Origin of the sequence: Flavobacterium ginsengisoli, assembly GCF_029625315.1 — a bacterium.
Taxonomy (GTDB): Bacteria; Bacteroidota; Bacteroidia; order Flavobacteriales; family Flavobacteriaceae; genus Flavobacterium; species Flavobacterium ginsengisoli.
In genome coordinates, this window is record NZ_CP121110.1 from 3,151,379 (window position 1) to 3,175,656 (window position 24,278).

The following is a 24,278-nucleotide window of genomic DNA, read 5'->3' on the forward strand; positions in this document are numbered from 1 at the left end:
TTGATAACAGAAAATACAAAAAAGTCACACAAATAAAGTTATATGTTATTTATGTGACAAAATTAAAGATTAATTCTTAGACAGAATTTTTTTTTCGGGATTTTATGATTTTCTCTTCAAAATCGTAAAGAATAATAGCGTCCAGGCAATAATTAATAGAAAACCACCCACTGGAGTTGCGAATACTATAATTTTAGATTCAAACAAAGTATAGTCTTTTGTTGCCAATAAATAGATCGAACCGCTAAAAAGAACAACACCTGCAACAACGAAATTATAGATTGTTTTTAAGGTCTTTTCTGCAAGTTCTTTTTGTGTAGATAAAAACAGAAGAAATAGAGCGTGATACATTTGGTAACGAACACCAACTTCAAAAGTATTTAATTGGTCAACCGAAAGATATTTTTTTAATAAATGAGCACCAAAAGCACCCAAAATAATAGCTAACATACCAATAAAAGCTCCTGTTAAAACGATTCTTCTTTTCATAATATATCTCTTTTGAAATTTCAAACAAAAATACTTCAAACGAACTGAAAAACCGCCGTTGTTTCTGGATTATTTAGAACAAAATCAAATTATTTTTTGGGTTTTGCGAAAAAAATAATTTTATTTTCTTTAATTTGAATTGTTATATTTATAACATTTAAATATATTTGTGTTAAATATTTAAAGCATGAGAAACATTTTAATATTTGGAGCAGGAAGATCTGCATCGTCTTTGATTCGATATTTATTATCGAAATCTAATGAAGAACAACTACATTTAACGGTAGCTGACCTTTCATTGCATCTTGCGAAAGCAAAGACACAAAATCATCCAAACGCCACTCCGCTTGCCTTAGATATTTTTAATGCCGACGAAAGAAGAAAAGCTATCGCAAGTGCTTCGATAGTAATTTCAATGCTTCCGGCGCATCTGCATATCGAAATCGCAAAAGACTGCCTTGAATTCAAAAAACATCTTGTTACAGCTTCCTACATAAGCGATGCCATGCAGGCTTTAAACGAAGAAGCCATCAAAAACAATCTGATTTTTATGAACGAAATCGGCCTCGATCCAGGCATCGATCATATGAGCGCCATGAAAGTCATTGACGAAATCAGATCTAAAGGCGGTAAAATGATTTTGTTTGAATCTTTCTGCGGAGGTTTAGTAGCTCCAGAATCTGATAATAATTTATGGAACTACAAATTTACTTGGGCACCAAGAAATGTAGTTTTGGCTGGTCAGGGCGGTGCAGCGAAGTTTATTCAGGAAGGCACTTATAAATACATTCCGTACAGTGCTTTGTTTAGAAGAACTGAATTTCTGGAAGTAGAAGACTACGGGAAATTTGAAGCCTATTCTAATCGCGATTCTCTTAAATACCGTTCGGTTTATGGTTTAGATGATATTCTTACCTTATATAGAGGAACCATTAGAAGGGTTGGTTTTTCTAGAGCTTGGAACATGTTTGTACAGCTCGGTATGACAGATGACAGCTACATTATAGAAGATTCTGAAAACATGAGCTATCGTCAGTTTATCAATTCTTTTCTACCGTATCATCCAACAGATTCAGCTGAAATTAAAACACGTTTGATCTTAAAAATCGATCAAGACGATATTATGTGGGATAAACTTCTGGAATTGGATTTATTTAACCCAAACAAAAAAGTAAATCTTCCTAAAGCCACTCCAGCTCAGATTTTAGAAAAAATCTTAACTGACAGCTGGGCTCTTGAACCAGAAGATAAAGATATGATTGTGATGTATCACAAATTTGGTTATGAACTAAATGGAGAAAAGAAACAAATCGATTCTAAAATGGTTTGTATTGGCGATGACCAAACTTATACCGCAATGGCAAAAACAGTCGGACTTCCGGTTGCTATTGCTACATTATTGATTTTAAACGGAAAAATTACAACTCCAGGTGTACAACTTCCTATTAAAAAGGAAGTTTACGAACCTATTTTGAAAGAGTTAGAAGAATATGGGGTCATTTTTAACGAACAAAATGTACCTTATTTTGGTTACAATCCAGATTTGTTTTAGTCTAGATTGCATGTTTATTTTTAGAATTTTTTTTTAATTAGTTTTTTGATTTTATCCGCTTCCTCCATCAGAAGCGGATTTTTTTTATTCTGAGGCGCAAAGAGGCAAAGGTTCAAAGGCACAGAGAAAAACCTTTGAACCTTTGAACCTTTGCTACTCTGAATCTCTACTTCTCACTTTGAAGCGTTATAGGCAATGAATACAACACTCGAACAGCTTGACCATTTTCAGTTGCTGGAATCCATTTTGGCGAAAGTTTCAAAACTCTTATTGCTTCCTCTCCTGCTCCATATCCTAAATCTTTTACAATTTTAAATTCAGACAAACTTCCATCTTTTTCAACCATAAACTCAATAAAAAGCTTGCCGTCTATTTTTTGTTTCGAAAATTCTTTTGGCATTTTAAAATTCTGTCCCACAAACATATAGAACTTTTCTATTCCGCCAGGAAATTGTGGTTGTTTAACATCTGCCTTTTCATTAACACCAATACTGTTTTTTCCATTAAAACTGGTTTGCGCAGTAGCTTCCGAATTAAAAGCAATTAACAATAAAAAAGAAACAACAGTTACAGAAGTCACTTTTAAAACCATTGCAATTGGCGATTTTTCTTTAGTCATCATAAGCAAACGTTTTTTGGTTATTTGATAATTGATAGTACTTGCTAAAACGACAGTATGTTTATTTGAAGCAAATTGCAACAATAAGTTCTGATAGCTTTTAACTTCATCAAATTGTTTGTTTACGGCTTCATCGGCCAAAAACTCATGATTGAGCTTTATGGCTTTTTCAAACAAAACAAACATCGGATTAAACCAAAATACGATTTGCAAAAACTCAACAAAAAGAATATCTAAAGTATGTTTTTCCTGCAAATGTGCTTTTTCATGAGCGATTAATTCTGATGGAATTTTTCCATTTGTAAAATCTTCTTTACTAATAAAAATAGCATTCCAGAAAGAGTGTGGCAAAATCGATTCTTTCATTAAAACAAGTTTCTGATTGTCTATAAATTGTACCGAATTCTTTTTCATTTTCAAGAAAAAAGAAGAAACATTTATAGCAAATCGAATCAGTAAAATTGTTGCAATAAGAACATAAATTGCACCTAAAAAGAAATATAGGATTTCATTGTATGAAACTTTGTTTAAGATTGATTGATTAGACACAATCATTATTTCATCCAGCTGAATTGTTTTAATTTTTGACGGAAAAAATGATGCAATCGAAAACAATTGCAGCGGAATAACTAGACTAAAAATCAAACTTCCGATAAGATAGACACGATTAAAACGAAACATTCTTTCGTTTTCTAACAACAATTTATACACTGCATAAAAAACAGCAAGCAGACAAACCCGATTTTAAAAGATATGTTATCATTTTTTATTTTTTTCTGAATCGATTATTTACCTTTTTTAAGAATGTTTTATTCTCAAGGATTTTGTGGTCTTCTAAACATTGTAGTATCAAACTTTATATCTTGATAACCATAAGATTTTCTTCGTTCTTTTACCCTTCCTTCACTTTCACTAATTATAGCACTCACCTCAGAACCAGATTCTTGTTTTTTATTTAAAGCTTCATTCTCTTTTACATCCTGCGTTTTTTTTGAAGCAACTGCTGGCTGAGACGAAACTTTGGTTTTCTTCTTGTCTGTTGGCTTAACAGATTTTTCCTTTACAGCCACATCTTGTTTTTTATCTTTTGAAACAACTGTTTTCTCATCAGAAGAATTTTTACTTGTACTACTTTTTACTTCTGTTTTCACTTCTTGTGCAACTGTTTTCATGCATAACAGCAACATTAAAATCGTGACCAGAGGCACTACAGCAATTTTCTTTAAAAACGCTGTGTTTTTTGATGTTCTTTTTTCATCATTATTAATCGTTTTTTTGTTACTAAATAATTCAAATTACTGGCCAAGTAAATCGTTTGTTTCTCGCTTCCTTTTGTTAAAAGTAAATTTTGGTAAAACGGAACATTATTATAAGTTTTCACAATTTCCTGATCGGCAAGAAATTCGTGATTGAGTTGTATTGCTTTTTTATAAAACAAAAAGATCGGGTTAAACCAAAAAACAACTTTTAAAAACTCTATAAAGAGAATATCCAAAGTATGTTTTTGATGCACATGAACCAATTCGTGCGTGTACAATTCGGCTTCAATATTTTGCTTTTTATAATCTTCTAAATTGATAAAAATGTAATGCAAAAAGGTATGTGGCACTATTTTTTCTTTTACCAAAACCAATTTTGAATTCTTAAATTCTACATTTGGAGAATTGCCAATTCTGGAAAAAATCTTCCAAATGTTTCTTCCAAACCTTACCGCCATCAACAGCATTACGATTGCGTATAAAGTCCATAAAAGAATGAATTTATAATCTACTTTTTCTGCTGTTTGATGAATCGACGTATTTAGTGCATGCTGACTAATAGCAACTTGCCTTGAAAAATCTACAGGAATTTCTTTTATAATTTCAAATGAGATAAACGGAATTGCAACGGAAATCACAATTGCAAAAAGCAAAAAGAATCTATTAAACTGATGCATTTTTTCTCGCTCTAATATCAAATGATAAAAAGCCAGAAAAACACATAAAGCGACTGTCGATTTTACAATAAAAGCTATCATTTCTTCTTTTTTTGAATTTCTGAATCGATTATTTTTTTAAGATCTTCCAATTCCGAAGCCGACAAATTGGTCTCAGTCGTAAAAAACGAAGCAAATTGCGAAGCCGAATTATTAAAGAAATTACTAATCAGCCCTTTTACGTGTTTTGCAAAATAGTCTGTTTTCTTTACGAGCGGATAATATTCTCGCGAATTCCCAAATTCGTTATACGCTACAAACTTCTTATCGATCATTCGTTTTAAAAGCGTTGCCACGGTTGTTGTTGCTGGTTTTGGTTCCGGATACGCTTCCAGCAAATCTTTCATAAAAGCCTTTTCAAGCTTCCATAAATGCTCCATTAACTGTTCTTCTGCATTTGATAATTGTATCATGGTTTTGTATTTTCAAGTTTTTCTGTTTCAGCCAATTCCTTTTTATATTCCTCCAAATTCCAATCAATATTCAATTTCGTTGCATAGTCGGCCATTGTGCCAAGTCCGACTTCTGCACGTCTTTTATCGACATTATCTGGATCTATCATTGGTGCGATACAAATTTTACCAGTCTTTTTATTCTTTGAACTCTGACTGCCATAAATTTGTTTTTTTCCTTCTCTCAAAGCAACTCTATCTTCTAAATAAGCCAGATTTGCTGGATTGGCATTTCCGTCTTTAACCGCCTCTCTCATCATCGGCAAATATTTTTGCTGATATTCTAAATCGGCATGCTGAATCACCAGAAACAAAGTCTGATTTCCCTGAGAGCCTACAACATTTTTTCCTAACCAGCCTTTTTCGTCCAGTATTTTCATCACCTTAATAAGATTAATGCTGTCTTTTCTTTGCATAATTTTACCAACGCTGTCAATTTTCTTTTTATCAGGTTTAGTAGCTCTATAAACATTCATAAATTCTCCACGAATTTCCTGATCTTCGGTATAAATCTCCGCAAGTTGCTTTTCCAGCACTTTATCATAATTTGCTCCAATTACATCTAACTTCTTCTGCAGTTTATCAATTGTCTTATTCCATTCTTTTTCTGAGTGCAAAGGCTTTAAATCGTTATCAATTTTAATATGCGCAATATTCTCGTATCCGTTATCGATAGAAAGATTCAGCCATTTAAATGCTTTTTTATTCCTTTTTGCCATAGAAGCAGAACAGCCTGCATTGTATAAATCTCGATTATCTTTCTGTTCTATTTTAAAAGCTTTCTCATAATACGCAACAGACAACTCATAGTTTTTTGCTGTATAACAAGAATCTGCTTTGTGAACCCATTCTTTATACGTTTGAGCTTGCAAGAAAAAGCAGTTCATTAAGAGAAAAGAAAGCGTGATTAATTTTTTCATGGTTTAGAGGTTAGTTTGTCTATTTAATATTTTGTTCCGAAATCAATTCTCCTTTGTCGTAATTTTTGATTCCTTTTAATTTTCCTTTATCCGAATAAAACTTCCATTCTCCAAAATAAAACCAATGCGTTTCAACCGAATTCGTTTCTAATTTTGTTTTCCCTTTCGATTCCAGCTTTCCGTTTTCGTAATAACTTTTCACGACACAGATTCCGTTTTTATATTTCTCTGTTTTATAGATTTTTCCGTTAATGTATGATTTCCATTTTTTAACCGGAAGATCGTTTTTATAATATTCATACGATTTATAATTTGTACCATCCTGCGTATAATCATCAATCCAAACACCTTCTTTTTTCTTGTCAATTTTCTGATTGATCGGTTTGCTTTTACAGCTCAAAAGCATTGAACCCAAAAGAAATACTAAAAAGATGTTTTTCATAGGCACCGTTTTATTCTACAATTATAGATGTTGCTCTACAAATGTAGAAATAAAAATCAAACGCACAACTTTTATGAGAAAATTTTTATTCATAAAAATTTAGTGATCTTTTAATCAGGTTCTTGAACATAGAGTGAAACATTAAATTTAACCGCAAAGAACGCAAGGTTTTTTTCTAAGGTTACGTTTATAAACGCAAAATTCGCAAAGCTTTGTGTAAAAAAACTTTGCGAACTTCTATAAATCTTACTTAAAAAATCTTAGCGAACTTTGCGTAAATTCTTTGCGGCCTTTGCGGTTAAAAAAAATTCAACCGCAAAGAACGCAAGGTTTTTTTTAAAGTTTACACTTATAAACGCAAAGTTCGCAAAGCTTTGTATAAAAAACTTTGCGAACTTTTATAAAATCTCACTTAAAAAATCTTAGTGAACTTTGCGTAAACCTTTGCGTTCTTTGCGTTAAAAAAACTACTTAGAAAGCTCCACAAAATACTTGTAAAACAACGGAATAGTCTCAATACCTTTCAAGTAATTAAAGATTCCGAAATGCTCATTTGGCGAGTGAATAGCATCGCTATCCAAACCAAATCCCATTAAGATGGTTTTGCTTTTTAATTCTTTTTCAAACAAAGCCACAATCGGAATACTTCCTCCAGAACGAACCGGAATTGCAGGAACTCCAAACGTTTCTGTATACGCTTTATTTGTCGCCTGATATCCGATGCTGTCAATTGGCGTAACATAACCTTGACCACCGTGGTGAGGCGTTACTTTTACTGTAACTCCAGCTGGAGCAAGACTTGTAAAATGTTTTGTGAAAAGTTCTGTAATCTCTTCCCATTCCTGATTTGGAACCAAACGCATCGAGATTTTAGCGAAAGCTTTACTCGCAATAACCGTTTTAGCACCTTCGCCAGTATAACCGCCCCAGATTCCGTTTACGTCTAATGTTGGACGGATTGAGTTTCTTTCGTTGGTTACATATCCTTTTTCACCGTAAACATCGGCAATGTTTAAAGCATTTTTATATTTTTCTAAGCTGAAAGGCGCTTTTGCCATTTCTGCTCTTTCTTCTGCAGATAATTCTTCTACTTTATCGTAGAAACCTGGAATTGTAATATGATTGTTTTCGTCGTGAAGCGAAGCAATCATTTTTGCCAAAATATTAATTGGGTTCGCCACAGCTCCACCGTATAAACCTGAATGCAAATCGCGGTTCGGACCTGTAACTTCTACTTCAACATAACTCAAACCTCTTAAACCTGTTGTGATAGACGGCTGTTGGTTAGAGATCATTCCTGTATCTGAAATCAAGATTACGTCGTTTTTCAGTTTTTCCTGATTGCGCTCTACGAACCAAGCCAAACTTGCAGAACCAACTTCTTCTTCACCTTCGATCATGAATTTTACGTTACAAGGCAACGTATTGCTTTGTACCATTAATTCAAGCGCTTTTACGTGCATGTACATCTGACCTTTGTCGTCACATGCTCCACGCGCGAAAATTGCGCCTTCTGGGTGAATATCTGTAGTTTTAATAACCGGTTCAAAAGGTGGTGAAGTCCATAATTCTAACGGATCTGGCGGTTGTACGTCGTAGTGGCCATAAACTAAAACCGTTGGAAGATTTGGATCTATAATTTTCTCTCCGTAGATAATTGGGTAACCTGGAGTGTCGCAAGTTTCGACATAATCGCACCCTGCTTTTGATAAACTTTCTTTTACAGCCTCTGCTGTGTCAATAACATCTTGAGAATATGCAGTGTCGGCAGAAACCGACGGAATCTTTAATAATTCGATCAATTCGTTGATAAACCGATCTTTATGTTGTTGAACGTAGGACTTAATATTTTCCATTTAAATTATTTTTATAGAAACCCAAAAGTACAAAAAAGAGAATTAAAAAAAATTTTCAAAAAATGCTTTGATAATTCAAAAGTATGCCTATCTTTGCACCCACAATTACCGCGGATATGGCGAAATTGGTAGACGTGCCAGACTTAGGATCTGGTGCCGCAAGGCGTGTAGGTTCGAGTCCTATTATCCGCACAAAAAAAAGCTTCTGAAGATTTTTCAGAAGCTTTTTTGTTTTTTGGCAATGTCCAATTTTTTATTACATTTAGCCAAAAGTATATCTTCAAAAAAAACAAATAAACTTATTTCATTCAATGTCAAAGGTTTTTAAAATATTACTGCTTCTATTTTCAATTTTAAGCTTCTCACAGAATAAACAAGAAAATGAAATATTTAAAAAAATAATTAGCCACGAAATCGAAAAGAACAAAGTGCCTATTTATATAGAATGTAGAAAACCTAAAACTTCATTTAATGTCAGAGAATTTAAAGAAGATACTGGAGGAATTACAGTATCTGAAAAGACATTAAATGATTTTGAAAAAAACAATACTGATACTGAGGAAACTTGGAATTCAGAATTAATAAAACAATCTGAATTTAATCCTAAATACATCAAAAATACAAATTGCCTAACCGACGAAGAAATAGAAATACTATTTAAAGATATTTACAAAAGGCAAAATATAATATCGGTAAGCAAACCCTTATTTGATAATGATTTTGAAAATTGCATTGTATCTATAACATATTCAAAATCTTTTCACAGTGCCTCCGGAAAGAGTTATCTATTAAAAAAAACTAATGGAATCTGGACAATTATAACTGAATTTGGACATTGGATTTCATGATTAAAAAAGGTTAGTAATCAATCTCAATATGACTATCCTCTTTCAAATATAGCTAGTGATTTCAATCACGGGAGACAAAGATTGTCGACAATGAATGCGTTCCAATGATTAAAAAAATGAGGCATATTTTGAGAATAACACCAAACTATTAGTACAGTTTTGTCATTTCGAGGAACGAGAAATCTTCGCAAGAAGCTCGACAAAGATTGGATTTCCGTTGCGGAGTTACTTGCGAAGATTTCTCGTTCCTCGAAATGACAAACTACGCGGTAATTCATCTTTATCAAATCATCTTGACGAAAGGAGCTTTTCAGCATCACCAACAGTTTGTACACTATGAAAAAAATTGCGGAAATCAATCTGGAATTTTTTGTCGGTTTTGCTTTTGGTTTCTCCTTTCGTCGAAATGAAGATATTTTTAAAACGTTATTTTCTCTTATTCAACTTCCAGATACGGATGTAAAATTTCGGCTAATTCATTCAGCCAATAAAAACCTTTTTCTAGGTTTTCTCTTTGAGCATAAGCATATCCTCTTTCATCATCTTTCATAACAACTAACGCAATTGCATAATTTAATTGCCGAATTGCTTTTGCCAAATCTTTGGCATCAATAACATTATTAAAAAAATCTAAGAGTCTTTTTTCTGTTTCTTTTGAAAGATCGTTTGTAGCCATTGTCTTATTTTTTAAATGTGGTAAATATAATACTTTTGAACACATAAATGTTACCAAGACAAAAATAAATCTTAAGAATTTTGAAATATGGATATTTCAGAAGAAACCTTTATTGCAAATCTTGGCACTCACATAAGACAATTGCGTGAAAAAAAAGGTTTATCACAACAAGCTTTGGCTGATGATTGTGATATCAAAAAAAATCAGATAGGCAGAATAGAAAGAGCCGAAATAAATACTACTGTAAAAACTCTTATAAAAATAGCTAATGCTTTGGATATCAAACCTAAAGAATTGTTTGATTTTCCTTTGAAATAGAAAATATTTTTCATTCATATTAAATTAAATCTTGAAAATTTTACCTTTAAAAATAGAATTAGTTTCAAAATGGATGAAACTTTATCCATATAGCGTTTGTTTAGATGAAATATACTTTAGAGAAAGAGATAAAGAGAATAATCTAATTTATGAGCTGGAATTAACTACACATCAATTTGGATTCATAATTGATCATTATTATTCAAAATTTAGAGAACTGAATCCAGAGAGCTTGATATATAAATACCATTCTGAAGAATATGCAATTTTAAATGATGCAATAGCACAAGAAATAGAATGCTACAGAATAAAGGAATTTAATGAGCAATTAATAAACGTAAGAGAAAAAGTAGTTCAACAAGGTAGTGGTGCCGAAGAAGCACTTGATGAATTGGTTAAAATTTGCGAATCTGCAATGAGAAATAAAAACAAGCTTTATATTTTCAGTGATTATTTATAAAACACAATTTAAATTATAAACCTTTTAACATTCGACTAAAGCCTTTTCCTTTTCAAACATAAAAAAACCTCCAGCTAAAGCAGGAGGCAATTCATAAAACTTCATTTCTTAATAGGTTATTTTTTCTTTTTGTTATATCCTTTTTCATCAAAAGGCATTATTTCATCCAAAAACATTTGCTCTAAAAGTTTCAAATCTTTTGGGTCAGATTTTACAGCCGTATCATTTTCTTTTATTTCGCTCAGGATTTCAAATTCAAATTTGTCCTCTCCAAGTTCTTTCCAGTCTTTTTGAAGTTCTGCCACAGGATGATTCCCGCAGTTAAGCTGAAATTTTTGGCGTTTAAAAATAGCATCAAGATCAGCACTGCTATCTATATATACTTTTTTGTTTACGGTATTTCGTATTTGAAAAACACCTTTTCTGAACTTCATTTCCTTGTATTCGTCTCTAAGTTCTTTTTTGGTTTTCATGCGCTTATTTTTTCATTGTTTTTTCTATTTGCGATTTTAAATTTTTAGTAAAATCACCATAATCAGACGGATAATTTCGGTTTAAATACAGCAGTAAAATCCCCGTAATTAAACCATTAAGTTCTTTTACTATTTCCTGAACTTCTTCGGCCGTAAAACTCTTTTGATCAATGCAATATTGAAATTCTTCTTGGCAGAGTTTTTCGAGAAAAGAGGAAATTAATTCTGATATTCTGGCATTTTCAGCCGAATTAGGAAGTTTTTCGATAAAAAAGATTTCAAAAACACTTGGATACTGTACAAAATAATCGGCGTAGGAAATCGAAATCGCAATAATTTTCTTTTCGCCTCTTTCCGTATCTTTTGTTTTATCTTCAACATATTCCTGGCATTCCTGCTGAAAATCTTTCACACAAAAAAAAATAAGTTCTTTTACATCTTTAAAATAATTGTAAAGTGTAGCAAACGAATAACCCGCTTTTTCGGCTATACTTCTTACACTTAAAGCCTGAATGCCTTCTCCTTTTAAAATTTCTTTGGTAGCCTGAATGAAATAATCTTTCATTCTCTGCTCTTGTATTTCTTTTCTGCTCATATCGTAAACATCATTATAAAAAATGAACAATGTTCATATTTTGAACAAAAATAAAAATATTTGATGCAATTGCAATGTTTTTGCCATAAAAAACTTCCGTTAAAACAGGAAACAATACGATAAGTACTCTTTTAATTTTAATATACCGACAACTATCGGGAGCGACAAAACAAAAAGCGATTCAGAAATTTCTTTAATTATTTTACACTTTAGTATTTAAATATTCTTACTTTTAAAAAACCAAAAACCTAATTCTCAAAATTTCACTTGTTTTTAAATCTCAAAAAAAACAATTAGAACACATGAGAAAATACAGATTACTAGTCATTTTTTTAGCAATTATTGCTGTCTTTTATTTTGCAAGAACAGTTCGAAGCTTTACCGTTCAGCACGAAACCAAAACTCTTAAATCGGAGCATTTTATTGTTTCCTACAACGGAATTTATAAAAGCGAGGCCGAAAAAGTCAGCAAACATCTAGAGGAAAATTATTCTAAAATAAGAGAAAATCTAAAAGACGTAGAACACGACCCGATAAAGGTTTTTGTTTACGGTTCGCAATTTAAGTTTAATGAGGCCACAGGTTTAACAGAAAACACAAAAGGCACAAGTCGTGGCCCAAACGAATTTCATTTTGTATGGACGAATTGGTTTAATTCTATCTTTCCAGACGATCCGCTCAAAACGGCTTTGCACGAGTTTACGCATTGCGTTCAGCTCAACATATTAATATACAAAGCAAAAGACACGATTATCACACAAGACCGACTAACTTTTGAAAGGGAATTTGATAAAAAGTTTAAAGCCGAATATCCGCGCTGGCTCTGGGAATCGATTAGTATGTTTGAAGCGAAAGAGGTTAATTCGCTAAGCGTAAAATACGCCAAAAGCAAAAACCTGACTTTAGAAGATCTTAATCACGGCAATCAGATTTACAACATTGGCTACACGATAATCGAATATATGACTCAAAAATGGGGAAAAGATATTCTGCCCAAACTGATTGCGTCTTTCGGCAATATCCAAAAAACATTGAACGTAACGCAAGAGGAATTTGAAAAAGGATGGATTGCTTTTTTGGAGGAGAAGTATTGATTCGTTTTTTATTTCACGCAGATTTTAAATGATTTAAGCAGATAAACGCAGATATTATAAAATCAAAATAAATCTGCTAAAATCTGTAGAATCTGCGTGAAATAAAAATTCTTTAATCTTGGAATTTGAAAAAGGCTAGATGGCTTTTCTAGAGGAGAAGTATTAAACGGTTTTTAAATCCGTTTAGTTTGTCATTTCGACGAAGGAGAAATCTTCGCAAGTAACTCGGTAACGCATATCAACAATCTTTGTGGAGCTTCTAACGAAGATTTCTCCTTCGTCGAAATGACAAGATTGTGGTTACAATATGAAAAAAACCTTTGTCAAAGTTTAAAACTTTGACAAAGGTTTCGTATCACTTGGAATTTGGGATTTTAAAAAATTGGAATTTATCTACCCAATATTTCAATAATCTTATCCACATTCACTTCACTATAATCATTAATATAAAAATCGCATGGCGGAAGTTCTTCTTTTGTATGCGTGCTCAAAACGCCTACGACTTTCATTCCGGCATTTAATCCTGCTGTAATTCCCGAAAAAGAATCTTCGAAAACCACACAATCAGAAGGAGAAACTCCAACTCTTTCTGCCGATTTTAAATACACTTCAGGATTTGGTTTATGAAATGTAACGTCTTCGCTAGACATCATCGAATCCATTTTTTCGCCAAGTTTCAAAGCGTTTGCAATCAAATCCAGATTCGCACGAGGCGCCGATGTTGCAACGGCTGTTTTGAAACCACGAGATTTTAATTCGTTTAAAAAATCCATATAATACGGAATCGCTTCGACTTTGTCTTTGTAAATCTCGCGAAACATTCCTTCTTTTTCGTCTTCTAATTTTATCAGTTCTTCTCCCGCAATCGGACGTTTGAAGAAATGCGTCATGATATAACTATTGTGTTTTCCGTACATATGTTCTTCAAATTCTTCTTTCGTGTACGGAATATTATATTTATCGAAAAACTTTTCAAAAGCGATTACATGATGCGGATTTGTATGCGAAATCACACCATCCATATCAAAAATTACACATTGCTGGCTCATAATTTTGTTTTGTTGTTTTTAACGGATGCAAGATAAGTTTTTCCGCAGAGTTACACAGAGGTTTCTCACAGAGATTCACCAAGATTTTTTTTGAATCTCGCAAAGTCGCAGAGTTTTATTTCACGCAGATTTAAAATGATTTAAGCAGATAAGCGCAGATATTATTAAAATCAAAATTAAATCTGCTAAAATCTGCCGAATCTGCGTGAAACAAAAATCCTTTTAATCTTTATAATCTGTGGCTTTAAAAATAAAACTCTTTGCATCTCTACTCCCGATGGCTATCAGGATTGCGAGAATAATAGACAAAGATTGGCAAAAACTTGAAACATTAAGCCTGAAACAAAACCTTTACCCAATCCAAATTTTGCTTTTAACCAAAGTCATAGTCTGTCTCAAATGCTGATTGCACGCAATAAGAATAATCAAAACCAATAAACCGTAACCTACAATAGTGTAAATCTCCATATCTGCCAACAGAGTCGACTGTTTGGCAATGCTTCCAAAAATCTTTTTCATAGCTAAAACATTCGCATTATCTGCCGAATATCCTTTGGCAATAAAACTCTGCGTAGCGTTTGCAATGTTTTGCTGTGCTTCGGGATTTTCGCCAGTTACAAACTGACTTAGTTTTAAAAAGTGTTTTTTGTTTAAAAATACAGTTGCATTCTGCATGACGCAAAAACCAATCGTACTTCCCCAGAAACGTCCAGAAACGCCGACAATTCCTGAAGAAACCGCCATATTTGCAGGAACCGAAGAAGTAGTAAATAAAATCAACGGAACAAATAACAATCCAACTCCGATGCCCTGCAAAAAGTACGGAACAATAATATCTGATAAAGCCACATCGGGCACAAATAGAAACGTAAACCAAAAGTGATACAACGCAATCAGCGAAAAACCAATCAGAAAAATGATTTTGGTCGAAAGCGATTTCATCAAGAAAAAAGCCGCCAAAACCAATCCGATGATATTTCCGAGTCCGTTAATGTATTGCACACCCGCAACTCGAGACGGATCCCAATTCCAAATCGAATACATCGCCGAATGGCAAAGACTCAACGTTGCTCTGCTGATGTAAAACAGGAAAAACAATAAAAACCCAATTCTCAGATTGGCGTATTTAAAAACTTCAAAATTAAAAGTTGGCCTTTTAACCAAAAGCTCTTTGAAGATGAACAAACCTCCCGTAATAAGTGCCGTAATAAGCATTAAAACCATTTGAGAAGATTCGAACCAATATTTTTTCTCGGCATACACAAAAAAGTAGGCACCGCAAAGAATAGCTGTTAAAACCAAAAAATAGCTCATCCAGTCGATTTGATACAACGGGATTTTCTTTGTTGTTCGGTGCCCACGAAAAGTAACCAAGATTAAAAAGACATTTAAAACCTGCAGTCCGCCCGAAACATACAGCATGTATTTCCAATCGTAATGATCCAGAAACCAAACCGCAATATTCATAATAAAAGGCGTTGACAACAGTAGAGAACCATAATAAAAGGAAAACCCAATTATAATGGCATTTTTAGAATCAAACTGCTCAATAAGCAATTGTCTGATGGTAATGGCAGGAAGCGCCATTAAGATTCCTTCGGCAACTCTCAGCAATAGAAAAACCGCAAAATTATCGACATAACCCGACGTTACAATCGTAACTCCAATTAAGGAATAAACGCCCATGAGGTAATTTTTGGCAGGAAAAAAACTCGAAAATCGGCTTTCTATAAGAATTGTCGCCAGCAGAGTCCCATACGTAACGCACATCGCGTACTGCAAATCTTCGGGCTCAATGTCCAGAAAACTTGCCGCATATGTTACGTTTGACGTATAAACTCCCAATAAAATCATGGAATGCAAAAGACAAACAAACAAAATCGTAATGATTGCCCATTTTGGAACCCATGATTTAAAAATACTTTTATCTTCCATTTTAGTGTGCTTGCGATCACAGTAATATTCATTCCCGCTCTTAAAAAGTCGGCTTGTTTGTCGCTGTCTTTCAACTGAATTCTAACTGGAATTCTTTGTTCTATTTTTACAAAGTTACCCGTTGCATTATCTGGAGGAAGCAATGAAAATCTTGCCCCACTCGCTGGCGATAAAGAGGCGATTGTACCAACAAAAGTTTTATCGCTCAAAGCGTCGGCTTTAATTTCAACATCTTGCCCAACGGTTAAATATTGCAATTGCGTTTCTTTAAAATTGGCCGTAATCCATTTTTCTTTACTTACAATTGATAATAAAGATTGACCTTCTTTTACCAATTGTCCTGGCTGTAAAGTTCGTTTTCCAACCCAGCCGTCATAAGGCGCTGTAATTATGGTGTACGAAAGAAATAAAGCAGCATTATCTGCAACAGCTTGTTTTGAAGCAATATTGGTTTGTGTTGTCGGAACGTTTGCTTCGGCAACAGAAGTGCTTAAAGCAGATGAATGGATTCTATTTTTCATTTCCTGAAAATGCGCCTGAGCCGATTCGTAATCAGCTTTTACTTTCTCTAATTGCTGAGAAGTAGCCGCTTCTTCGCTTACCAAAGCTTTGTATCTTTCATATTCCAATTTAGTTTTCCAAAGATTCGATTTTGCGACTTCTAATTGCGCTTCGTTAATCGCTGTTGCACTTGCCGTATTTATGGCATTTTTCTGCGCCACAACGCTGTTTTGTTGCGCATTTTGAACATCGGCAAGAGCCACATTCAATTTTGATTTATATTCACGATTGTCAATCACAACCAAAGTATCTCCTTTATGCACAAACTGATTTTCGTTAAAACGAACTTCCTGCACATAACCCGTAATACGAGACATAATTGGCGTTACATATTGTTCGACTTGCGCGTCGTTGGTTTCTTCGTGATTTCTGTTGAACACATAAAACCAAATTCCTAAAATAACACCGCTTATAACAAGCACACACGCAATAATTGTTATTAGTATATGAAACGTTTTATTTCTTCTAGTTTCATTTTTTATCTTAACCATATCTCTTTAACTTAGTTCTTTTCTAAAAATCTTTCTTCTTTAATCTTTTTTCTAAGGCTTTAGCCTAATCTCTCACCATCTAGCTCTGCGGAAGCATTCCAGCCGTATGAAGCAGTTCGTAATGTTTTAAAACCGCATCCAATCGCGTAGAAATTTTGTTGTATTTCGCCTGAAGCAAAGCATTATCAGCGTCGACCATTTCGGTAATTAAAACCAGCTGATTTAAGTATTTCAGCTTTACAATACGGTAATTTTCATCAGCCAAATCCAGTGCTTTGTCCACAACAACAAACTTTTCAAGAATTTCCTGATACTGCGTATGTTCTTTATAAAGCTTATCTTGAATTTCCTCTTTTACGATTTCATTCTGCATTTCCTGCCATTTGATTTTGGTGTTCGCCTGCTCCATTTTGGTTTTATTTTTATATAAAGACGAAAGATCAAAAGTGGCTTCAATACCAACTTGTCCTAAAGTATAGAGATACGGATTAGGCGGAAAAAATTTATAGTTTGGATAATAAAAACCGTAATTCCCAAAGAAATGAACGCTTGGCAAATAGTTTCCTTTTACCATTTTCAGTTCGGTTTTACTGATATTCAGCTCCTGACTTGCAATACGCATTTCTTCGTTTTGCAAAGCTTTATTCATATAAAAATCATAGGGATCTAAACCGTTCATTTCGTCCAAACTTGACGTTGTATCAATCGCAATTTCTTCGTTTTCTGGAATCTGTATCAGCGTTTTCAGATCGTGAAGTGCGATTTTAATGTTTTTGGAGTTAGTTAACGCATTCAATTCGCGATCTGAAAGCTGTAATTCGGCACGAATAACTTCGTTTTTCGTAACCGTTCCATGTTTATGAAGCGATTGCACTTCTTTCAATCGGCTTTTTTCTTCTTTGATGTTTTCTTCGAATATTTTCTGAAGTTCCATCATTTTATAAATTGCCAGATAGTTTGCCACCACTTCAAGCTCGATATCATTTTCGGCCTTTTCGGTTTTTATTTTAGCTATTTCGCTTTCCTGATTCGCAATTTTGATGGCATTATTAATCTTATTTCCAGCATAAATTGGCATTTTAAAAGTCGAATTGACCTCATAAATTTCAGGAATTGCCGGTGTAACTTCTTTGTCTTTTAAAAACCCGCTTCCTTTGAATTCGGTAATATTCGTAATTCGAGAATACATACCGTTTAACTGTACGTCTGGCAGTCGGAGTTCTTTTCTTTCTTTGATGTTCTGCTCTGAGAGCGTGACCTCCAATTGAGATCTAAGGATTTTTTTGTTGTTTTCTTTAGCTAGCTTCAAAGCATCTTGCAATGAAACAGTATGAACTTCCTGCGCTTGTAAGCCATTGAATGCTAATACAATTAAGAATAACAGCAGGATTCTGGGAAAACAATCGTCTGTAGAATTTGTTGTTTTAAGGAACATGAATAATTAAATATTTGATGTCGCAAAGTTCCTTCATTTTTCTGGTGACTGATAATTCTAAAAAGCCAAGAACATATTCATTTCAGACAAATGTTAAAATCGTGTTTTCCGAAAACGTTATATTAAAACACTGAAAAACAATTTATTACAAAATAGATTTTGATTGTGATTATTTTTTGATTGCTCTCGCAGATTCTGCAGATTCTGCAGATTTTTACTTTAATTCATTAATTATCTGCTTGATCTGCCAAATCTGCGAGAGAAAAAATAAATCATTTGCTTTCTAAAATCTCTTCTCCGTTTAAGTAATCGGAAGGTCTTTGGCCTAAAATTTTGAAGAAAGTATTACTGAAAGTCGGAACGCTATTGTAACCAACTTCTTCGGCTACCTCTTTTACCGAAAGTTTTCTTTCCAACAAAAGTTCGATTGCCTTTAAAATTCTTCGAATCGTATAATATTGAATAAACGACATGCCTAGGTCTTTTTGAAACAAGCGATACAGAGAGCGTTCGCTGAAACCGAATTCGTGAGCTACATCGGCAAAGAGAATCGTTTCTCCCAGGTTATTTTCAATATAACGAAGGATTTTACTAAGTCGTTTGTCTTTTGGCTGTGGTAATTCTAAAGGAAGATTATTAGTGCATATTTGCGGAAGAATCGCTTTTATCGCTTTGGCAATGGCAAAGTTTGGAGTTCCTTTTTTAAGATCACCGTTCCATCGATTGGTAAAAAGCATCATTTGCGGCAATAAATTATTAACCGGATAAATTCCTTCTACTTTATAAAAGTCATCTTCGTCTTTTTCAACAGGAAAATACAGATTTCGCATTGTCACACTTTCCGATTTCGGCTCGATGCTATGCTCCACTCCACTCGGAATCCAGATAAAATGCCTTGCTGGCAAAAAATACGTTTTGGTTTCTGTAGTCACAAAAACAACATCACCTTCTGCATAAAGCAATTGCGCTTTAACATGTCTGTGTGGCGGAATAAATAATTCACCCATCAAATCATGGTGACAGTATATGCTTTTTTTATCAGCATCTACTTTCCTGATGTAGTATTTATCGAGTTTCTGACCAGAATGTTCCATTGGTGTTTAATACAGCGGTTTTTTCGTTATATTAAAGATAAGGAAATTAAATTCCAAATTTCAATTCCACAACGTTTGTCATTTCGACGAAGGAGAAATCTCCGTAAGTAGCTCCGTCGCTATAATCCAATCTTTGTGGAGCTTCTTGTGAAGATTTCTCCTTCGTCGAAATGACAAATCAGAGTGAGTAATACAAAACTTTGCGGTTAAATAACAAAAACAAAAAAGCCTTTCCGTTAAGAAAGGCTTTTAACAACTTAGGCGGTCTGGACGGGACTCGAACCCGCGACCCCATGCGTGACAGGCATGTATTCTAACCAACTGAACTACCAAACCCTGCGTTATTGCGAGTGCAAAAATACAACAGAATTTCGTTTCTGCAAGCGTTTTTTTAAATAAAATTTCAAGAAATTTTTAATCGATTAAAATCCAATATTTTAAAAATCCAAGTTTTAATAAAAAAGTAGGAACTTTCTTTTACTTAACCGCTAAGAACGCTATCCCGATAGCTATCGGGAACTCAAATTCCGCAAGTTTTTCATTCATATAGCTTATGGTTTCAACCACGAGAAACGTATTTATATAGATTGTATTCCCGTGGTTGAAAACACGGGCTATGTTTTAATATATAAATGGAAAATCTTTGCAGAGTTACTTGTGAAGATTTGCTTTGCCTATTCGCTATCGCTCGAGCCTCGTTCCTCGAAATGACAAACTGTTACATTAAAATCAGAATTGAGAAAAAAAAATCGCAAAGCTTAAAATTAATTAAGCTTTGCGAACTTTGCATTCTTTAGAAAATATCTTTGTGTTCTTTGCGTAAACCTTTGCGCTCTTTGCGGTAAAAACAAAAAACCAAAAGTGTTTTAAATCAAAAAAGCCATCCACAAAAGTGGAAAGCTTTTCATTGGTCTAACTACTAAACCAGCTACGAGTTACAAAGTCGTAGCAAAACAACACAACTAATCTTAGATACCGTATTTGGGCAAAAAAGCCTTTCTGTTAAGAAAGGCTTCCCAATATTGCGGTCTGGACGGGACTCGAACCCGCGACCCCATGCGTGACAGGCATGTATTCTAACCAACTGAACTACCAAACCTCTGCGTTATTGCGGTTGCAAAGATATAACAGAATTTCGTTTCTGCAAGTGTTTTTGTAAAAAAAATGAAATTATTTTTTAAAGTATTATCCAAAGTTTTGTTTTTCAACCAAATATGTAGTCAATATTTTTTCAAAATTATCACCAACATTTACCGGAACGTACTTAATTTGGTTCTTTGCGCAGGTTAAAGCCAAGTTTTTAAAATAAGCTTCTACCCTCTTTTCATATTGCTCTTTTACATTATCAGCAAAAATCGAAACCTCTTCTCCCGATTCTAAGTCGATAAACTTTCTTGGCGTGTTATCAAAATCAAACTTCAGTTCGGTTTCATTATCAACTACATGAAACAAAACTACTTTGTGTTTGTTGTGTTTAAGATGCTGTAATGCATTAAAAAGCTTTTCATCATCTTCCGTCTGAAACATATCGGTAAACAAAATAATCATCGAACGGCGATGCATTTTCTCAGCAATCTGATGCAAATAGGTAATCGTATCAGTCGTTTTTTTGACTTTTGGCTGAACCAATAATTCTTCCAGTTTATTCAAAAGCATTCTATGATGGCGATCACTTCCTTTCTCGGGAGCGTAATATTCGTATTTATCTGAGAAAACGCTTAAACCAACTGCATCACGCTGTTTCTTTAAAATATTCATCAAAACCGCCGAAGCCAAAACCGCAAAACCAATCTTCTTTTCATAAAAAGGCTGATTCGATTTCAGTTCAGGATAATGCATCGATGACGAATTGTCTACAATCAAATGACAACGCAAATTGGTTTCTTCCTCAAAACGTTTCGTGTACAAACGATCGGTTTTGGCAAACAATTTCCAGTCGATATGTTTGGTGCTTTCTCCAGCGTTATAGACTTTATGTTCGGCAAATTCGGCCGAAAATCCATGAAACGGACTCTTATGCATTCCCGATATAAAACCTTCCACAACCTGATTGGCCAGCATTTCGAGATGCTGAAAACTGGAGACTTTTTCTATTTCCGATTCGATTTTCATTCGGTTTCTTTTTTAATATTTTGTGCTTTATAAAGCAAATCTGTCGCCTGAAACAATTTGCGTTTCAAGATCGGACTAAAATTAGGGTTTTCTTTTAAGAATCTTTGCACTTCATCAAAAGCAAATTTCGACGAATATTTCCCAACCGTATTATCCAGCCAGTCTTTTGGAAAGAAAATATCTCCCGTTCGCTGAATTTCGTCAACCAAATCTAATGAAAATCTAATATATTTCTGCGCACTTTCCTGACGAAGCGGATGATGAATATTTGCCAAACCAAACGAAACCCAAGATTCTTTCTCTCGGTTTGCATCGTCTTTTAAAGATTCCATAAAAGCATTTCGAACCGATTCATCTTTTGATAATGAAGGTAATAAAAATTCAAAACGCTTTTGTTTATCAGGATTTGTAAACGAAGTTCTGGTTTTTTCCAAGATTTCATCTGCTTTTGGATGTTTGAAAATAGCCAGATTCATCGCCATATTGGTGTAATCGTCTTCGTTTAATTTCAAATTCGGAATAGAAATTTCCCTGTTCCAAACCTTATATAAACTGGCTTTCGCCGAATCAGAATAAGCAATCGAACTAAACAATCCGAATAAAGTCTTTTTGATATTCGCAGATAAATTGGCCTGTAAACGCTCATATAAAACACCTTCAAGCGGCTTCTGAACTTTACTTTGTTCTTTTCCCGTCAATAATCTCCAATAAATCGTATTTAAACTTCCCGAAACAATTCTCAAAACCAATTCGTTTTGTTCTGTTTGAATTCCCTTTAAAAAACAATCAAAAGCTTTTTCTGTCGAAACATTACCAATCAAAGTATTTTCATAAAGATTACTATAACTGGAAGCTCTAGCCATTTCATCTTTCAAATCAGCAATATAATTTAAATTATTCCCGTCAAGCGGAAAAACACCGTATCCAAAACCATTATAATTGTAAACAATCGCAAGCGGTTTTTCAATTCCTATAGCTTCTTTTACAACAGTATTTTTGTCATTAATATTGATTGATAAAACTTTTACCTCTTTAGCATAAACTAAACCTATCTGAAAAACCTGAGGCCATATATTCTCTGATTTATCTTCTGCTTTTTGCTGAATTTCAAAACTTTTGATTCGGTTTTTAGCATCATATTCTATTTGATCCATAAAAATGGCTCTTCCCGATTTATTTACCCAGACATCGCTCCATTTTTTCATATCAAGCGAAGTTTCAGCATCAAGAAGCTCTACTAAATTATTCCAATCAGCATTGTCATTGGCATATTTTAAAATGTATTTTTGAATTCCTTTCTGAAACGCTTCCTTACCCATCGAAGCTTCTAACTGACGCATCATAATGGGCGTTTTGTTGTAAATAATCGCACCGTAAAGCGAACCTGCATCTTTCAAATTCGCCAAATGCTGTTTGATCGGATGTGTTCCTAAAGATCGATCTTCCGCAAAAGCGCTGGGATAATGCGCCGTAAAAAACTGCAGATTATGATTGACTTTTGGAAAAATCGGATTCATGATTTTATCGGCCATAAAGTTGGCAAAAACCTCTTTCATCCAAACGTCATCAAACCATTTCATCGTAACCAAATCACCAAACCACATGTGGGAGGTTTCGTGTGCAATCAATTTTGCGCGATTTAGTTTTTCGCTGTCAGTTGCGCTGTTGTCCAAAAACAAAGTAGATTCTCGGTATTGAATTGCGCCAACATGTTCCATTCCGCCATATTGAAAAACAGGAATTGAAGCGAAATCCAGTTTCTGAAACGGAAATTTATAATTGGTATATTTTTCTAAAAAGTCTAACGATTGCCGATGTAAATTGAAAATAGTATCAGCGCTTATGCGAAATTTCTCCGGACTATTTTCACGATACAACATCGTCATTTCTAAACCTGGCTTTCGTGTCGCGCTTTTGAATTTTCCCACAACAAAAGAGAATAAATAGGTGCTCATTTTGTCCGATTCTCCAAAAGTGTAAGACGTAAAATCACCTTTTTCCAATTTCTCCACAACATTGGCTCCAGCCAAAACCGACCAATCTTTTGGCACAGAAAGTCTCAGTTTATATGTCGCTTTTAAATCTGGCTGATCAAAACAAGGAAATAAAGTACTGGCGCGGTCTGGAACTAATAAAGTGTACAGGAAATCGTCATTTCTATTTAATGACAGATTACCTGCAATAAATGAAATCGAAATGGTATTTTTTCCTGAAACCAAAGCGGAAACCGGAATTACAATATGTCCATTTTCATGAACAATCGAGACCTTTTTTCCGTTTGCTTCAACCGTTTTTATATTGGATGTTTTCTCTTTAAAATCTAAAATCAAAGGCTGACTTAAATCAGACAAATTTAAATTTACCACTAATTGAGAATTTATATTTTCTGTTTTCTGATTCGGAATTTCGAAAAACAAAGTGTATTGAAGATCCGAAATCTGTTTTTTACGAAAATTTGCTAGCTGTTCAGAAACACCGTTTTCAAATAATTCACTTGCTTTTGATTGAGAAAAACCATTGAAAATCAAGATAAAAAAACAAAGAAGGCTGTAGAAAATTTTCATTTTTAAGGAATATAAGATTTGCTAAAATTAACAAAAGCATTGATTTTTCGCAAACAATTACTGCAACAACATTGCATTTAAGAATAAGATTTCTATATTTGCAACACTATTGCATTAAACAGCATAAAAAACCTCATCTAGAAGTTAATCTTCACGAATGAAAAAGAAACTTAAATTTATAAATCTCTTGATGCCTTTGATTGTATTGTTTGCAATACTTTTTCCGGCTGTCCATTCGTATGAACATATTGTAGACACTCATAATTGC

The 24,278-nt window shown here is 33.8% G+C and carries 23 protein-coding genes and 3 tRNA genes; 6 read left to right on the top strand and 20 right to left on the bottom strand.

What is annotated here, in order from left to right:
* Positions 1-102: 102 nt before the first annotated feature.
* Positions 103-489 carry a DUF423 domain-containing protein gene (locus P5P87_RS14655; protein ID WP_278019746.1) on the bottom strand — a complete coding sequence of 129 codons (387 nt, stop codon included), beginning with the start codon at positions 487-489 and terminating at the stop codon, positions 103-105.
* A gap of 187 nt (positions 490-676) precedes the next feature.
* Here P5P87_RS14655 and P5P87_RS14660 point away from each other — a divergent pair, with 187 nt between their 5' ends.
* Positions 677-2,041: a saccharopine dehydrogenase family protein gene (locus P5P87_RS14660; protein ID WP_278019747.1), complete on the top strand. Its 1,365-nt coding sequence runs from the start codon at positions 677-679 to the stop codon at positions 2,039-2,041.
* 166 nt (positions 2,042-2,207) lie between these two features.
* On the opposite strand, the gene P5P87_RS14665 is transcribed toward P5P87_RS14660, so the two are convergent.
* From P5P87_RS14665 to P5P87_RS14695, 7 genes are all read right to left on the bottom strand, one after another.
* Entirely contained in the window at positions 2,208-3,341 is a 1,134-nt protein-coding gene (locus P5P87_RS14665; RefSeq protein ID WP_278019748.1) for a M56 family metallopeptidase, read from the bottom strand.
* Between the two features lie 134 nt (positions 3,342-3,475).
* Positions 3,476-3,832 (bottom strand): hypothetical protein, encoded by a 357-nt coding sequence (locus P5P87_RS14670; protein WP_278019749.1) that lies wholly within the window; start codon positions 3,830-3,832, stop codon positions 3,476-3,478.
* A gap of 50 nt (positions 3,833-3,882) precedes the next feature.
* Positions 3,883-4,677, bottom strand: coding sequence for a M56 family metallopeptidase (locus tag P5P87_RS14675; RefSeq protein WP_278019750.1), 795 nt, complete (start codon positions 4,675-4,677; stop codon positions 3,883-3,885).
* Positions 4,674-5,048 (bottom strand): BlaI/MecI/CopY family transcriptional regulator, encoded by a 375-nt coding sequence (locus P5P87_RS14680; protein ID WP_198854767.1) that lies wholly within the window; start codon positions 5,046-5,048, stop codon positions 4,674-4,676. Before P5P87_RS14680 ends, P5P87_RS14675 begins: the two co-directional genes overlap by 4 nt.
* On the bottom strand, positions 5,045-6,007 hold the full coding sequence (locus P5P87_RS14685) for a DUF6624 domain-containing protein (RefSeq protein WP_278019751.1): 963 nt from the start codon (positions 6,005-6,007) through the stop codon (positions 5,045-5,047). The genes P5P87_RS14680 and P5P87_RS14685 overlap by 4 nt, the downstream gene beginning before the upstream one ends.
* Positions 6,008-6,026: 19 nt before the next feature.
* Positions 6,027-6,449: a toxin-antitoxin system YwqK family antitoxin gene (locus tag P5P87_RS14690; protein ID WP_278019752.1), complete on the bottom strand. Its 423-nt coding sequence runs from the start codon at positions 6,447-6,449 to the stop codon at positions 6,027-6,029.
* A 467-nt stretch (positions 6,450-6,916) separates the two neighbouring features.
* A complete protein-coding gene (locus tag P5P87_RS14695) occupies positions 6,917-8,305 on the bottom strand; it encodes a dipeptidase (RefSeq protein WP_278019753.1) in 1,389 nt (462 codons plus the stop codon).
* Between the two features lie 110 nt (positions 8,306-8,415).
* On the opposite strand from P5P87_RS14695, the gene P5P87_RS14700 reads away from it, so the two are divergent.
* Both P5P87_RS14700 and P5P87_RS14705 read left to right on the top strand, forming a co-directional pair.
* Positions 8,416-8,497, top strand: a tRNA-Leu gene (locus P5P87_RS14700).
* A 236-nt stretch (positions 8,498-8,733) separates the two neighbouring features.
* Entirely contained in the window at positions 8,734-9,153 is a 420-nt protein-coding gene (locus P5P87_RS14705) for a hypothetical protein (RefSeq protein WP_278019754.1), read from the top strand.
* Positions 9,154-9,589: 436 nt separating this feature from the next.
* Here P5P87_RS14705 and P5P87_RS14710 read toward each other — a convergent pair whose 3' ends face one another.
* The gene (locus P5P87_RS14710) at positions 9,590-9,829 is read right to left on the bottom strand and encodes a hypothetical protein (RefSeq protein WP_278019755.1); all 240 of its coding nucleotides are present in this window, start codon (positions 9,827-9,829) and stop codon (positions 9,590-9,592) included.
* Positions 9,830-9,916: 87 nt separating this feature from the next.
* Here P5P87_RS14710 and P5P87_RS14715 point away from each other — a divergent pair, with 87 nt between their 5' ends.
* Together P5P87_RS14715 and P5P87_RS14720 are read left to right on the top strand one after the other, a co-directional pair.
* A complete protein-coding gene (locus P5P87_RS14715) occupies positions 9,917-10,147 on the top strand; it encodes a helix-turn-helix domain-containing protein (RefSeq protein ID WP_177211222.1) in 231 nt (76 codons plus the stop codon).
* 31 nt (positions 10,148-10,178) lie between these two features.
* Positions 10,179-10,607, top strand: coding sequence for a hypothetical protein (locus P5P87_RS14720; RefSeq protein ID WP_278019756.1), 429 nt, complete (start codon positions 10,179-10,181; stop codon positions 10,605-10,607).
* Positions 10,608-10,723: 116 nt separating this feature from the next.
* Here P5P87_RS14720 and P5P87_RS14725 read toward each other — a convergent pair whose 3' ends face one another.
* Positions 10,724-11,080: a GIY-YIG nuclease family protein gene (locus P5P87_RS14725; RefSeq protein ID WP_278019757.1), complete on the bottom strand. Its 357-nt coding sequence runs from the start codon at positions 11,078-11,080 to the stop codon at positions 10,724-10,726.
* 4 nt (positions 11,081-11,084) lie between these two features.
* On the bottom strand, positions 11,085-11,705 hold the full coding sequence (locus tag P5P87_RS14730) for a TetR/AcrR family transcriptional regulator (protein ID WP_278019758.1): 621 nt from the start codon (positions 11,703-11,705) through the stop codon (positions 11,085-11,087).
* Positions 11,706-11,977: 272 nt separating this feature from the next.
* Here P5P87_RS14730 and P5P87_RS14735 point away from each other — a divergent pair, with 272 nt between their 5' ends.
* On the top strand, positions 11,978-12,769 hold the full coding sequence (locus tag P5P87_RS14735; RefSeq protein ID WP_278019759.1) for a hypothetical protein: 792 nt from the start codon (positions 11,978-11,980) through the stop codon (positions 12,767-12,769).
* A gap of 389 nt (positions 12,770-13,158) precedes the next feature.
* On the opposite strand, the gene P5P87_RS14740 is transcribed toward P5P87_RS14735, so the two are convergent.
* The 9 genes from P5P87_RS14740 to P5P87_RS14780 form a co-directional block, all read right to left on the bottom strand.
* Positions 13,159-13,818, bottom strand: a complete 660-nt coding sequence (locus tag P5P87_RS14740; RefSeq protein WP_278019760.1) for an HAD family hydrolase — start codon at positions 13,816-13,818, stop codon at positions 13,159-13,161.
* 351 nt (positions 13,819-14,169) lie between these two features.
* The gene (locus P5P87_RS14745) at positions 14,170-15,753 is read right to left on the bottom strand and encodes an MFS transporter (protein WP_177211227.1); all 1,584 of its coding nucleotides are present in this window, start codon (positions 15,751-15,753) and stop codon (positions 14,170-14,172) included.
* On the bottom strand, positions 15,669-16,805 hold the full coding sequence (locus P5P87_RS14750; protein WP_278019761.1) for an HlyD family secretion protein: 1,137 nt from the start codon (positions 16,803-16,805) through the stop codon (positions 15,669-15,671). Before P5P87_RS14750 ends, P5P87_RS14745 begins: the two co-directional genes overlap by 85 nt.
* Positions 16,806-16,884: 79 nt before the next feature.
* Positions 16,885-18,240, bottom strand: a complete 1,356-nt coding sequence (locus P5P87_RS14755) for a TolC family protein (protein ID WP_278019762.1) — start codon at positions 18,238-18,240, stop codon at positions 16,885-16,887.
* 272 nt (positions 18,241-18,512) lie between these two features.
* Positions 18,513-19,334 (bottom strand): AraC family transcriptional regulator, encoded by an 822-nt coding sequence (locus P5P87_RS14760; RefSeq protein ID WP_278019763.1) that lies wholly within the window; start codon positions 19,332-19,334, stop codon positions 18,513-18,515.
* Positions 19,335-19,596: 262 nt separating this feature from the next.
* Positions 19,597-19,670 (bottom strand) — tRNA-Asp (locus tag P5P87_RS14765).
* A gap of 689 nt (positions 19,671-20,359) precedes the next feature.
* Positions 20,360-20,433, bottom strand: a tRNA-Asp gene (locus P5P87_RS14770).
* Between the two features lie 86 nt (positions 20,434-20,519).
* On the bottom strand, positions 20,520-21,446 hold the full coding sequence (locus P5P87_RS14775; protein ID WP_111367556.1) for a DUF58 domain-containing protein: 927 nt from the start codon (positions 21,444-21,446) through the stop codon (positions 20,520-20,522).
* The gene (locus P5P87_RS14780) at positions 21,443-24,010 is read right to left on the bottom strand and encodes a M1 family aminopeptidase (protein WP_278019764.1); all 2,568 of its coding nucleotides are present in this window, start codon (positions 24,008-24,010) and stop codon (positions 21,443-21,445) included. The genes P5P87_RS14775 and P5P87_RS14780 overlap by 4 nt, the downstream gene beginning before the upstream one ends.
* Positions 24,011-24,278 lie beyond the last annotated feature (268 nt).

What these genes read in the sequence shown, in the direction of transcription:
- P5P87_RS14655 (WP_278019746.1), bottom strand. Translation starts at nt 489, where the DNA reads ATGAAAAGAAGAATCGTTTTAACAGGAGCTTTTATTGGTATGTTAGCT.
- P5P87_RS14660 (WP_278019747.1), top strand. Translation starts at nt 677, where the DNA reads ATGAGAAACATTTTAATATTTGGAGCAGGAAGATCTGCATCGTCTTTG.
- P5P87_RS14665 (WP_278019748.1), bottom strand. Translation starts at nt 3,341, where the DNA reads ATGTTTCGTTTTAATCGTGTCTATCTTATCGGAAGTTTGATTTTTAGT.
- P5P87_RS14670 (WP_278019749.1), bottom strand. Translation starts at nt 3,832, where the DNA reads ATGAAAACAGTTGCACAAGAAGTGAAAACAGAAGTAAAAAGTAGTACA.
- P5P87_RS14675 (WP_278019750.1), bottom strand. Translation starts at nt 4,677, where the DNA reads ATGATAGCTTTTATTGTAAAATCGACAGTCGCTTTATGTGTTTTTCTG.
- P5P87_RS14680 (WP_198854767.1), bottom strand. Translation starts at nt 5,048, where the DNA reads ATGATACAATTATCAAATGCAGAAGAACAGTTAATGGAGCATTTATGG.
- P5P87_RS14685 (WP_278019751.1), bottom strand. Translation starts at nt 6,007, where the DNA reads ATGAAAAAATTAATCACGCTTTCTTTTCTCTTAATGAACTGCTTTTTC.
- P5P87_RS14690 (WP_278019752.1), bottom strand. Translation starts at nt 6,449, where the DNA reads ATGAAAAACATCTTTTTAGTATTTCTTTTGGGTTCAATGCTTTTGAGC.
- P5P87_RS14695 (WP_278019753.1), bottom strand. Translation starts at nt 8,305, where the DNA reads ATGGAAAATATTAAGTCCTACGTTCAACAACATAAAGATCGGTTTATC.
- P5P87_RS14710 (WP_278019755.1), bottom strand. Translation starts at nt 9,829, where the DNA reads ATGGCTACAAACGATCTTTCAAAAGAAACAGAAAAAAGACTCTTAGAT.
- P5P87_RS14715 (WP_177211222.1), top strand. Translation starts at nt 9,917, where the DNA reads ATGGATATTTCAGAAGAAACCTTTATTGCAAATCTTGGCACTCACATA.
- P5P87_RS14725 (WP_278019757.1), bottom strand. Translation starts at nt 11,080, where the DNA reads ATGAAAACCAAAAAAGAACTTAGAGACGAATACAAGGAAATGAAGTTC.
- P5P87_RS14735 (WP_278019759.1), top strand. Translation starts at nt 11,978, where the DNA reads ATGAGAAAATACAGATTACTAGTCATTTTTTTAGCAATTATTGCTGTC.
- P5P87_RS14740 (WP_278019760.1), bottom strand. Translation starts at nt 13,818, where the DNA reads ATGAGCCAGCAATGTGTAATTTTTGATATGGATGGTGTGATTTCGCAT.
- P5P87_RS14745 (WP_177211227.1), bottom strand. Translation starts at nt 15,753, where the DNA reads ATGGAAGATAAAAGTATTTTTAAATCATGGGTTCCAAAATGGGCAATC.
- P5P87_RS14750 (WP_278019761.1), bottom strand. Translation starts at nt 16,805, where the DNA reads ATGGTTAAGATAAAAAATGAAACTAGAAGAAATAAAACGTTTCATATA.
- P5P87_RS14755 (WP_278019762.1), bottom strand. Translation starts at nt 18,240, where the DNA reads ATGTTCCTTAAAACAACAAATTCTACAGACGATTGTTTTCCCAGAATC.
- P5P87_RS14760 (WP_278019763.1), bottom strand. Translation starts at nt 19,334, where the DNA reads ATGGAACATTCTGGTCAGAAACTCGATAAATACTACATCAGGAAAGTA.
- P5P87_RS14775 (WP_111367556.1), bottom strand. Translation starts at nt 21,446, where the DNA reads ATGAAAATCGAATCGGAAATAGAAAAAGTCTCCAGTTTTCAGCATCTC.
- P5P87_RS14780 (WP_278019764.1), bottom strand. Translation starts at nt 24,010, where the DNA reads ATGAAAATTTTCTACAGCCTTCTTTGTTTTTTTATCTTGATTTTCAAT.